This is a genomic window from Streptomyces sp. NPDC031474 (assembly GCF_055581185.1).
This window is the reverse complement of record NZ_JBVIJX010000028.1, coordinates 89,191-100,274: the sequence shown is the minus strand read 5'-3', so window position 1 is coordinate 100,274 and position 11,084 is coordinate 89,191. Positions and strand designations below refer to the sequence as shown.

General features: G+C 70.4%; 9 protein-coding genes and 1 pseudogene. 5 read left to right on the top strand and 5 right to left on the bottom strand.

Annotated features, from left to right (window positions below; all coding sequences use genetic code 11):
* Positions 1–218 (bottom strand): annotated as a pseudogene (locus ACZ5SK_RS42310) (sugar ABC transporter substrate-binding protein); the annotation flags it as partial.
* Between the two features lie 236 nt (positions 219–454).
* Between ACZ5SK_RS42310 and ACZ5SK_RS42305 the strand changes: the two are divergent.
* The 5 genes from ACZ5SK_RS42305 to gndA all read left to right on the top strand — a co-directional run bounded on the left by ACZ5SK_RS42305 (position 455) and on the right by gndA (position 7,107).
* Positions 455–1,792, top strand: a complete 1,338-nt coding sequence (locus tag ACZ5SK_RS42305; RefSeq protein WP_457495964.1) for an enolase C-terminal domain-like protein — start codon at positions 455–457, stop codon at positions 1,790–1,792.
* 294 nt (positions 1,793–2,086) lie between these two features.
* On the top strand, positions 2,087–3,733 hold the full coding sequence (locus tag ACZ5SK_RS42300) for a cellulase family glycosylhydrolase (RefSeq protein ID WP_457495965.1): 1,647 nt from the start codon (positions 2,087–2,089) through the stop codon (positions 3,731–3,733).
* 247 nt (positions 3,734–3,980) lie between these two features.
* The gene (locus ACZ5SK_RS42295) at positions 3,981–4,835 is read left to right on the top strand and encodes an LLM class flavin-dependent oxidoreductase (protein ID WP_457495963.1); all 855 of its coding nucleotides are present in this window, start codon (positions 3,981–3,983) and stop codon (positions 4,833–4,835) included.
* A gap of 44 nt (positions 4,836–4,879) precedes the next feature.
* Entirely contained in the window at positions 4,880–5,386 is a 507-nt protein-coding gene (locus ACZ5SK_RS42290; protein ID WP_457495962.1) for a MarR family winged helix-turn-helix transcriptional regulator, read from the top strand.
* 281 nt (positions 5,387–5,667) lie between these two features.
* Positions 5,668–7,107, top strand: a complete 1,440-nt coding sequence (gndA, locus tag ACZ5SK_RS42285) for an NADP-dependent phosphogluconate dehydrogenase (RefSeq protein WP_334582529.1) — start codon at positions 5,668–5,670, stop codon at positions 7,105–7,107.
* Positions 7,108–7,196: 89 nt separating this feature from the next.
* Here gndA and ACZ5SK_RS42280 read toward each other — a convergent pair whose 3' ends face one another.
* The 4 genes from ACZ5SK_RS42280 to ACZ5SK_RS42265 all read right to left on the bottom strand — a co-directional run bounded on the left by ACZ5SK_RS42280 (position 7,197) and on the right by ACZ5SK_RS42265 (position 11,021).
* Positions 7,197–8,642 (bottom strand): glyceraldehyde-3-phosphate dehydrogenase, encoded by a 1,446-nt coding sequence (locus ACZ5SK_RS42280; protein ID WP_334582528.1) that lies wholly within the window; start codon positions 8,640–8,642, stop codon positions 7,197–7,199.
* A 161-nt stretch (positions 8,643–8,803) separates the two neighbouring features.
* Positions 8,804–9,103: a hypothetical protein gene (locus tag ACZ5SK_RS42275; protein WP_361709177.1), complete on the bottom strand. Its 300-nt coding sequence runs from the start codon at positions 9,101–9,103 to the stop codon at positions 8,804–8,806.
* Positions 9,104–9,148: 45 nt separating this feature from the next.
* Positions 9,149–10,591: an MFS transporter gene (locus ACZ5SK_RS42270; RefSeq protein ID WP_361709175.1), complete on the bottom strand. Its 1,443-nt coding sequence runs from the start codon at positions 10,589–10,591 to the stop codon at positions 9,149–9,151.
* A 28-nt stretch (positions 10,592–10,619) separates the two neighbouring features.
* Positions 10,620–11,021: a DUF3291 domain-containing protein gene (locus tag ACZ5SK_RS42265; protein WP_079664360.1), complete on the bottom strand. Its 402-nt coding sequence runs from the start codon at positions 11,019–11,021 to the stop codon at positions 10,620–10,622.
* Positions 11,022–11,084: the final 63 nt, after the last annotated feature.

The following is an 11,084-nucleotide window of genomic DNA, read 5'->3' as shown; positions in this document are numbered from 1 at the left end:
GCGTTGACGCCGTCCGACTTGACGTCCTTCTTCAGGTACTGCGCGTAGGAGTTCCAGAAGTCGGAGTCGGAACGCGGCAGGTCGATCCCGATGGCGGGACTGCCGCCGCCCGCGCTGTCGGACCCCCCGCTGTCGCGGTTGCACGCGGTGAGGAGGCTGAGGGCCGCGACGACGGCGCCGACTGCGGCGGCGGTGGAGCGGGTGCGAGCGAGCTTCATGGCCGGGTTATCTCCTTAGCCAGGGCTGGGAGCCGCGCGGGGTGATTCCTCCGATGTATCTCGGAACGCCGAGGACGTTACGACGGCGTTGCCCGCGCTGACAAGGGGTCGTCCTCAACCGAATCCTTGGGCCTCTTGGGGTGTTGTCACGGAGTCGCACTGCCCCTAAAGTCGCAGTTCTGTCATTCCTCCGACCTCCGATGAATGAATGCTGTCAAGCCAAGAGAGGCACCCCCTTGACCGCAACCCCCGCCCGGATCATCGCGGTGGACACCCACGACATCCGCTTCCCGACCTCGCGGGAGCTGGACGGCTCCGACGCGATGAACCCGGATCCCGACTACTCCGCCGCCTACGTCGTGCTGCGGACCGACGCCGGCGACGGGCTCGAAGGCCATGGCTTCACGTTCACCATCGGACGCGGCAACGACGTGCAGGTCGCCGCGATCGCGGCCCTGCGCCCGCACGTCCTGGGGCGGTCCGTGGACGAGCTGTGCGCCGACCCGGGCTCCCTGAGCCGCGACCTGATCGGCGACAGCCAACTGCGCTGGCTCGGCCCCGAGAAGGGGGTGATGCACATGGCTGTCGGCGCGGTGCTCAACGCGGTGTGGGACCTGGCCGCCAAACGCGCCGGCCAGCCGCTGTGGCGGCTGCTCGCCCACGCCGACCCCGAGTGGCTGGTCTCCCAGGTCGACTTCCGTTACATCGCCGACGCCCTCACTCCGCAAGAGGCCCTCAGCCTGCTGCGGGACGGGCGCGGCGGGCTGGCCGAGCGTGAGACGGCCCTGCTGGCGCGCGGCTACCCCGGCTACACCACCTCGCCGGGCTGGCTCGGCTACTCCGACGAGAAGCTCACCCGGCTCGCCAAGCAGGCCGTCGCCGACGGCTTCACCCAGATCAAGCTCAAGGTGGGCGCCGACCTCGACGACGACCTCCGCCGGCTGCGCACGGCCCGCGCCGCCGTCGGTCCCGGGGTGCGCATCGCCATCGACGCCAACCAGCGCTGGAACATCGGCGAGGCCGTCTCATGGACCCGCGCCCTCGCCGAGTTCGGCCCGTACTGGATCGAGGAACCCACCAGCCCGGACGACATCCTCGGCCACGCGGCCGTCCGCGCGGCGGTCGCGCCGGTGAAGGTCGCCACCGGTGAGCACGTCCAGAACCGCATCGTCTTCAAACAGCTGCTCCAGGCCGGCGCCCTCGACGTCCTGCAGATCGACGCGGCCCGGGTCGGCGGCGTCAACGAGAACCTCGCGATCCTGCTGCTCGCCGCGAAGTTCGGGGTGCCGGTGTGCCCGCACGCCGGCGGTGTCGGCCTGTGCGAACTCGTCCAGCATCTGGCGATGTTCGACTACCTGGCCCTGTCCCGGACCACCGAGAACCGGGTCATCGAGTACGTCGACCACCTCCACGAACACTTCACCGCACCGGTGGTGATGCGCGACGGCCACTACACGGCCCCGCTCACCCCCGGCTTCTCCGCCGCCATGCACCCCGAGTCCCTCGCCGAATTCCGTTACCCGGACGGCACGTTCTGGGCCGCTGACCTCGCGGACCGGCCGGCGGGCGCCTGAGCGTGAGCTCGACGGGATCAAGAAACTGCCCGTCGAGGTCACCCTCGCCTGACACCGGCACGGGGGCAGCGCCGCACGGCCGAGTGAGACTGCCCCCTTCTTGATCCCTCTGCGCGATGTCTTGACGTGTACTTGACGTGATGGCTTTATGGGAGCGCTCCCATACCCCCGTTTCTTGGCCTCACTCCTGGAGTCGCAGTGAGAACGACAAGAAGCACGACAAGAGGCACGACCAGAAGCACGACACGCGGCGCGACGCGCACCGCCACGCGCACCGCCCCCCGCCCACGGCCCCTGACCGCCCTGCTGACCAGGCTCGCCGCCTTCCTCGGGCTGGTGGTCCTCGTCGGCGCTCTCTGCCCCGCCGTCGCGCAGGCCCAGGACCGGGCCCAGCCGTCGCCCAAGGCCCTCGCCACCGGACTGCACATCAGCAACGGCCGTCTGGTCGAGGGCAACGGGAACGACTTCGTCATGCGCGGCGTCAACCACGCCCACACCTGGTACCAGGGCAAGACGCAGCAGTCGCTCGCCGACATCAAGGCGATGGGCGCCAACACCGTGCGCGTCGTCCTCGCCGACGGCCATCGCTGGACCGCCAACAGCGCCGCGGACGTGGCGACGGTCGTCGCCCAGTGCAAGGCCAACCGGCTCATCTGCGTCCTGGAGGTGCACGACACCACCGGCTACGGCGAGGACGGCTCGGCAGGCACGCTCGACCAGGCGGCCGACTACTGGATCGGCCTGAAGGACGTGCTCGCCGGCCAGGAGAACTACATCATCGTCAACATCGGCAACGAGCCCTGGGGCAACAGCAGCCCCGAGGGCTGGACCGCCCCCACCATCGCTGCGATCAAGAAGCTGCGCAACGCCGGGTTCGAGCACACGATCATGGTGGACGCACCCAACTGGGGCCAGGACCTGCAGGGCGTCATGCGTGCCAACGCCCAGTCCGTCTACGCCGCCGACCCCACCGGCAACCTGATCTTCTCGATCCACATGTACAGCGTCTACGACACCGCGGCGGAGATCACCGACTATCTGAACGCCTTCGTCAACGCCAAACTCCCCATCCTCATAGGGGAGTTCGGCGGTCCCGCCGATCAGTGGGGCGACCCCGACGAGGACACCATGATGGCCGCCGCCCAGCAGCTCAAGCTCGGCTACCTGGCCTGGTCCTGGAGCGGCAACACCGACCCGATCCTCGACCTGACGCTCAACTTCGATCCCAAGCAGCTCAGTTCGTGGGGGCAGCGCGTCTTCAACGGCGTCAACGGCATCGCCCAGACCGCGAAGGAAGCCACCGTCTACGGCGGCGGCACCCCGGGCGACACCCAGGCGCCGACCGCCCCCGGCACACCGACCGCGTCCGCCGTGACGGCGACCTCCGCCACCCTCGCCTGGAGCGCCGCCACCGACAACGTCGGCGTCGCCGGCTACGACGTCGTACGGATCAACGGAACGGCCGAGACCAACGTCGCCGCGTCCACCACGAGCACCGCGACGGTGACCGGGCTGACCGCGAACACCGCGTACACCTTCGCCGTCTACGCCCGCGACGCCGCCGGGAACCGCTCCGCACGTTCGGCGACGGTGAACGTCACCACCGGCAGCGCACCGGCCGTGGCCTGCTCCGTCGGCTACCGCGTCGTGGGGGAGTGGCCGGGCGGCTTCCAGGGCGAGATCACCCTGCGCAACACCGGCGCCACCGCCATCAGCGGCTGGAAGCTCGGCTTCGCCTTCGTCGACGGTCAGACCGTCACCAACATGTGGGGCGGGACCGCCACGCAGAGCGGCGGCGCGGTGAGCGTCGCCCCCGCCTCCTACACCTCCACCATCCCCGCGGCCGGCTCGGTCACCGTCGGCTTCATCGCAAGCAAGGGCGCGACCAACACCGCACCGACCGCGTTCACCCTCAACGGCAGTCCCTGCGCCACCAGTTGACCCGGGTCTCGCACCGACTGGCGGGGGCGGCGGGCGCGCCGCCCCCGCCCGTCACGAACGCCGACCGCGCCGACGGCCCCACCGGAAAAGCGTTTGTCGAGGTTCGGCCCTCGCGTTACGTTCGTCGCACTCTGAACAAACAGCTCTCTGGAACCAACGCCGCAGTACGGGAGCAGGTCCGCGCAGGGCGCGCGGGCCATGGAGGGGCGGCAGCTTCTGTTGTCATGCCCTCCGGAGGATTGCTCCCATGAAGATCGGTCTCGGTCTCCCCGTCGACGACCCCGCCCTGCTGCTGAGCTGGGCCCGGCGCGCCGACGCGGGTGGCTTCACCTCGCTCGGTCTGCTCGACCGGCTCGTCTTTCACAACCCCGAACCCCTGGTCACCCTGGCGACCCTCGCCGGCGCGACCTCCCGTATCCGCGTGCAGACCGAGGTGCTGATCGCGCCCGTGCACAACACGGCCCTGCTGGCCAAGCAGACCGCGACCCTGGACCGTATGTCCGGCGGCCGCTTCACGCTCGGCATCGGCGTCGGCGTTCGTGAGGACGACTGCCTGGCCGCCGGCATCGACGTCCACCGGCGAGGCCGCCGCCTCGACGAGCAGATGACCCTGCTGCGCCGGACCTGGGCCGGACAGCCGTACGGCGAAGGGGTCGGGCCGATCGGGCCCGCCCCCCTCACACCCGGCGGGCCGGAGGTGCTGTTCGGCGGCTTCGCCCCGGCGGCCGTCGAACGCGTCGGCCGGTTCGGCGACGGCTTCCTCGGCGCCGCGTTGCCGCCGAAGCTGATGGACGGCCTGTTCCGTGATGTGGAGACGGTCTGGGAGAGGTACGGCCGCCCCGGCCGCCCGCGGCTCGTCGCCCAGGTCAACGTCGCGCTCGGGCCGCCGGGCACGGTGGAGGAGGCCCGCCGGCACCTCCTCGGCTACTACGCCTTCACCGGCCGCGCCGACTACGTGGTGAACGGGCTGCTCACCACGGTTGGGGAGATCCGCGCGGCGGTCGAGGCCTTCACCGGCATCGGCGCCGACGAGGTCATGCTCTACTGCTGGTCCTCGGACCCCGACCAGGTGGACCGGCTGGCCGAGGCGCTCTCCGTTTAGTGATTGAAGTCTCAAACGTGGGGTGTCGTGGGTAATGTGTGCTCATGTCCACGACGCCCCGCTGGCTCAACGCCGACGAACGACGAGCCTGGCTGGCCTACGTCGACTTCTCCACCCTGCTGGCCGACCACCTCAACCGGCAGTTGCGGCGCGACGCCGGGATGACGCACGCCGACTACAGCGTGCTGGCCTATCTCTCCATGGCCCCCGACACCACCCTCGGCATGTCGGAGCTCGCCGAGCGGTTGAAGATCACGCGCAGTCGGCTCACCCATGCGGTGAACCGGCTGCGCGAGGTCGGACTGATCGACCGCAGGGAGGACCCGGCCGACGGCCGCGGCCAGCTCGCCTTTCTCACCGGCGAGGGCAAGGCCCTGCTGGAGAAGGTCGCCCCCGGCCATGTGGAGGCCGTGCGCCGTGTGGTGTTCGACGTCCTCACCCCCGAACAGGTGCGCCAGTTCGCGGAGATCGGCGAGGCGATCAGCCAGGCCCTGCACCGAGCCGAGAGCACCCACGCCGACCCCACGGTGCTGCCCTGGCGCCGCCGGTAGCGACTGCCCGGGCGGGTAGGGCCGGTCCGGTCGGGCGGGTAGGGCTGGCCGGTCGGGCGGTTAGGGCCGGTCCGGTCGGGCGGGTAGGGCTGCTTTGGTCGGTCGGAAGGCTAGGGCCGGGCCGGTCCGGGGGCTGGGTCGTCCGGTCGGGGGGTCGGGTGGGACCGATCGGCGCAAGGAATCCGTGGGGGATCGAGAAGAACCGGCCGACCGTGCGTACCTGGGGGTACCGGGGGCCGCGCGCCCCTCCGACCACGCCACCGATCCTAGGGACGTACCTCGTGAACGCAACCGCCGCCATCGGCGTCACCGGCCTCGGCGTGATGGGCCGCAACCTCGCGCGCAACTTCGCCCGCAACGGTTACACCGTCGCCGTCCACAACCGTTCCGCCGGACGCACCCGCGCGCTTGTCGAGGAGTTCGGCCACGAGGGAGCCTTCGTCCCCGCCGAGTCGGCCGCGGACTTCGTGGCCGCGCTCGAACGGCCACGCCGACTGATGATCATGGTGCAGGCGGGCGCGGTCACCGACGCCGTCATCGACGAGTTCGCCCCGCTCCTGGAGCCCGGCGACATGATCATCGACGGTGGCAACGCCCACTACGCCGACACCCGCCGCCGCGAGGAGGCCCTGCGCGAGCGCGGCCTCCACTTCGTCGGCGCCGGCGTCTCCGGCGGTGAGGAGGGTGCGCTGAACGGACCGGCCGTCATGGTCGGCGGCTCGACCGAGTCGTACGACGTGCTCGGCCCCATGTTCGAGTCGATCAGCGCGAAGGTCGACGGCGAGCCGTGTGCCACGCACATCGGCACCGACGGCGCCGGACACTTCGTCAAGATGGTCCACAACGGCATCGAGTACGCCGACATGCAGCTCATCGCCGAGGCCTACGACCTGCTGCGCCAGGTCGCCGGATACACCCCGGCCGAGATCGCGGACGTCTTCCGCACCTGGAACGAGGGCCGGCTCGGCTCCTACCTGATCGAGATCACCGCCGAGGTCCTCGCCCACACCGACGCCGTCACCGGCAAGCCGTTCGTCGACATCGTCGCCGACGCCGCCGGTCAGAAGGGCACCGGCCGCTGGACCGTGCAGACCGCCCTGGACCTGGGCTCCCCGGTCACCGCCATCGCCCAGGCCACCTTCGCCCGTGCCGCCTCCAGCCAGGCCGAACTGCGCGCCGCCTACGCAGGCCTCCCCGGCGGCACCACGCCCCCGCTCAGCCGCACCGAGGCCACGCGCTTCACCTCCCAGGTCGAGCACGCCCTGTACGCGTCGAAGGTCATCGCCTACGACCAGGGCTGGAAGATGATCCTGGACGCGGCCGGCGAGTTCGGCTGGAAGATCGACCTCGGCGCGGTCGCCCGGATCTGGCGCGGCGGCTGCATCATCCGCGCCTCGTTCCTCGACCGTATCCGCGCCGCGTACGCCGCCGACCCGGACCTGGTCAGCCTGCTCGGCGAGATGGAGTTCGCCATGGAGATCACCGACGCACAGGTGCCCTGGCGGGAGACCGTGGCCTCCGCCGCCCGCCGAGGCATCCCCGTCCCGGCCTTCTCCGCCGCGCTGGCCCACTACGACACGCTGCGCGCCGGCCGTCTGCCCGCCGCCCTCCTCCAGGGCCAGCGCGACTTCTTCGGCGCCCACACCTACCAGCGCACCGACCGCCCCGGCGCCTTCCACACCCACTGGGCGCAGGCCGGCCGCCCGGAGACGTCCGCCTGACGGATCCCGTAACGAGCGGGGGCGGGCCACTCCACGAGTGCCCCGCCCCTCTGTGCGATGCCGGCGACCGCCGGCCGCATGCCCGTCGGTCAGACGGCCGGCGCCGGGTACGTCGGGTACTCCACCCCGGAGACGTGCTGGACGACGCGGACGACCTGGCAGGAGTAGCCGAACTCGTTGTCGTACCAGAGGTAGAGGATCGCGTTGTCGCCGTCGACCTTGGTGGCGCCGGCGTCGATGATCGAGGCGTGGCGCGAGCCGATGAAGTCCATCGAGACCGCGTCCGGCGCCGTGGTGAAGTCGATCTGGCGCTTCAGCGGCGAGGTCAGCGACACCTCGCGCAGGTACTCCAGGACCTCGTCACGACTTGTCTCCCGGCCCAGGCGCAGGCTGAGGATCGCGATCGACACGTCCGGCACCGGGACCCGGATCGAGCTGCCGGTGATCGGCGCCTTGAGGTCGGGCAGCGCCTTGGCGACGGCCGACGCGGCGCCGGTCTCGGTGATGACCATGTTCAGCGGCGCCGAACGACCGCGACGGTCCGCCTTGTGGTAGTTGTCCAGCAGGTTCTGGTCGTTGGTGAACGAGTGGACGGTCTCCACGTGGCCGCGCAGCACGCCGTACTCGTCGGCCATCGCCTTCAGCGGCGGGACGATCGCGTTGGTCGTGCAGGACGCGCAGGACAGGATCTGCTCGTCCGGCTTGATGGTGTCGTGGTTGACGCCGTGCACGATGTTCGGCACGTCGCCCTTGCCGGGCGCGGTGAGCACGACCTTGTCGACACCTGGCCGGAGGTGCTTGGCGAGGCCCTCGCGGTCGCGCCACTTGCCGGTGTTGTCGATGAGGATGGCGTTGCTGATGCCGTATGCCGTGTAGTCGACCTCGGTCGGGTCGTCGGCGTAGATCACCGTGATCTCGTTGCCATTGGCGATGATCTTGTTGTTGGCCTCGTCGACCGTGATCGTGCCCTGGAACTGGCCGTGGACGGAGTCGCGGCGCAGCAGCGAGGCGCGCTTCACCAGGTCCTGGTCGCCGCCGCCGCGCACCACGACGGCGCGCAGCCGCAGGCCGTTGCCGGAGCCGGACTTCTCGATGAGCAGGCGGGCCACGAGGCGGCCGATGCGGCCGAAGCCGTAGAGCACGACGTCGCGCGGCTCACGACGGTCGATCTTGTTCGCGCCCGCGGCGCCGGCCACCGCCTCGGCGGTGAAGTCGGCCACCGACAGGCCACGGTCGTCGGCCCGGTAGGTCGCGGCGAGCATGCCGATGTCGATCTGCGACGGTCCGAGGTCGAGCGTGGTGAGGGCCTGGAGGAAGGGCAGCGTCTCGGTGACCGAGAGCTCCTCGCCCGCGATCTGCCGGGCGAACCGGTGGGTCTTGAGGATGCTGACCACCGACTTGTTCACCAGGGAGCGGCTGTGCAGCAGGATCGTCACGTCCCGCTCGCGGTGCAGCTTCCCGATCATCGGGATCATCGACTCCGCGATCTCCTCGCGGTTCTTCCAGTCAGTGAACGAATCGTCGTTGAGCGTCACGGGCCTATCTTTCGAGCTAGGTGGCGCTCATATGCTAACCCCCGGCTCATTCGATCATTCAAGCGGGCCGGTGCTCAGGTGTGCAGGACGGTCGGGGCGGGCGCCTCGGCGGGGGAATGGAGAGGCGTCCGCCCCGACCGTCGGTCAGGGAAGGGAGGGCGTCATGAGGGCGGCCGGGCCGGCGGATACAGCCCCTCCAGGACCCGGTGCTCGGACGGAAAGCCCATCTCTGCACGGGAGTTGACGAGCATGCCGTAGGCCAGGAACGCCGTGGTCCCGTTCACGTCGGCCCCGAGCGGGAGGCGCACCGGCTCCCGCAGCAGCAGCCGCAGCCGCTGCCGGTCGGCGCGGGCCGCCTCCCTCTTGCCGCGGAAGAGTGGCGGACGTACGGCTGCGAGACCTCCACACGCCGGGCGATCACCTCCGTGGAAGCCCGTCCGCGCGAGCTCGGCGACCGCCACGCGAATGACACTCCCGCGCCGTTCCTCCGCGCTCACCGGCGTCGCTCAGACCTCTTCGGGAGCCTGCCGGCGGCGCGGGATGCCGAGGGCGCACAGCGCACCGGCGAACACCACCGCGACACCCACCCACACCGCGGGACGCAGCCCGTCCACGAACTCCTGCGGCCCCTGCGTGCTGCCGTGCGCCACGAACACCGTGCTCAGTACGGCGATTCCGAGTGCGCCGCCGATCTCGCGGACCGTGGTGTTGGCGCCGGACGCCTTGCCCGCATGACTCTTGGCCACCGACCCCAGCACCACCGCCGCCGTCGGCGCGAACACGAAGCCCATGCCGATGCCGGCCACGATCATCGGGCCCACCAGCGACGAGTACTCCGTGTCGACGTCGGCGACCAGATTGATCCAGCCCAGGCCGACGCCCTGCAGGAACAGGCCGAGGGCCATCAGCCGGCCGCCGCCCACCTTGTCGGTGAGCAGGCCCGCCACGGGGGCGACGAACATCGGCATCAGCGTCCAGGCCAGGGTGCGCACACCGGCCTCCAGCGGGGTGCGCGGCGGCACGATCTGGAGGTACTGGGCCAACAGGAACAGGGAGCCGAAGACACCGAAGTACATGGTCGCCGACACGATGTTGGTGAGGGTGAAGGCCCGCACCTTGTAGAACGACAGCGGCAGCATCGGCTCGGCGACCCGGGACTCCCACACGACGAACACGGCCAGCAGCACCGCGCCCGCCACGAACGCGCCCAGCACCTTCGCCGACGTCCAGCCGTCCGGCTCGCCGTGCACGATCGCCCACACCACCGCGCACAGACCGGCCGCCGCCAGCACCATGCCGACCAGGTCGAGGCGGACGCCGGGCAGGGAGCTCTCCCGCAGGGCGAACAGCACCAGCGGGATCGCGATCACACACACCGGCACGTTGATCCAGAAGATCCATCGCCAGTCCAGACCGTCGACCACCGCGCCGCCCACCACCGGGCCCATCGCCACGGCCAGACCGCTCACGCCGGACCACACGCCCAGCGCCATTCCGCGCAGCCGGTCCGGCACCGCGTGGGACAGCAGGGTCAGCGACAGCGGCATCACGGCCGCCGCACCGAAGCCCTGGATCGTACGGAAGGTGATCAACTGGGCGCTGGTGTCGGACAGCCCGCAGCCGATGGAGGCCAGCGTGAAGACGGCGATGCCGACGACGAAGACCATCCGCCGCCCGAACCGGTCGCCGAGCGCGGCGCCGGTCATGAGCAGACAGGCGAAGCTCAGCACATAGGCGTTGACGAACCACTGCAGTTCCTGGGTGTTCGCCTCCAGGTCCACGGCCAGCGTGTGCAGGGCGGTGGAGACGACGAGGTTGTCGAGCGCGACCATGAACATCGGCACGCTCGCCGCGACGATCGCGAGCCAGAGGGGTATGCGCCGGCCCCCGGCGTCGGGGGCGGAGGCGGCCGGTTCGTCGAGGACCGGGCTTTCTTCGGACAGCGTCATGGCGGGGGACTCTCCTAGGCGTGGGGTGTCAGGCACCGGTGCGTTCCTGCTCGGCGAGGCGGCGCCGGGCGTCCTTCCAGTCGATCGGCAGGTCCGCGGCGGGGACCTGCCAGAACGTGAAGACCGAGTCCTTCATCGTGGGCCGCAGCCCGTTCATGATCGACCGGTGCGGCTCGGTTTTCGCGTACGTGTAGAGCGCGTCCTTGTCCTCCCAGGCCGACAGGGTCCAGAAGGTGCGCTTGAAGGGCTGGGCGATCAGGGAGGCGCCGTACGCGCCGGGCGCGCCGGACACCTGCTTCCACGCGGCCAGCGATTTCAGGAAGAAACGCGGCACGTCGCTGAGCGAGCGGACCTCCAGCCGGGACGCCATGACGAACGCCTCGGTGTCGGGTGCGGGGGTGCTGACGGTGGTCCAGCGCAGGGTGGGCATGGCTGATGCCTTCTCTCCGGCGGCGCGAAGGAATATTGGATACCTCGACTATCTATGTTAGAC

Bases quoted from the DNA above. Each gene is read 5' to 3' on its own strand.
- ACZ5SK_RS42270 (WP_361709175.1), bottom strand. From the start codon at position 10,591: ATGACGCTGTCCGAAGAAAGCCCGGTCCTCGACGAACCGGCCGCCTCC.
- ACZ5SK_RS42290 (WP_457495962.1), top strand. From the start codon at position 4,880: ATGTCCACGACGCCCCGCTGGCTCAACGCCGACGAACGACGAGCCTGG.
- ACZ5SK_RS42295 (WP_457495963.1), top strand. From the start codon at position 3,981: ATGAAGATCGGTCTCGGTCTCCCCGTCGACGACCCCGCCCTGCTGCTG.
- ACZ5SK_RS42265 (WP_079664360.1), bottom strand. From the start codon at position 11,021: ATGCCCACCCTGCGCTGGACCACCGTCAGCACCCCCGCACCCGACACC.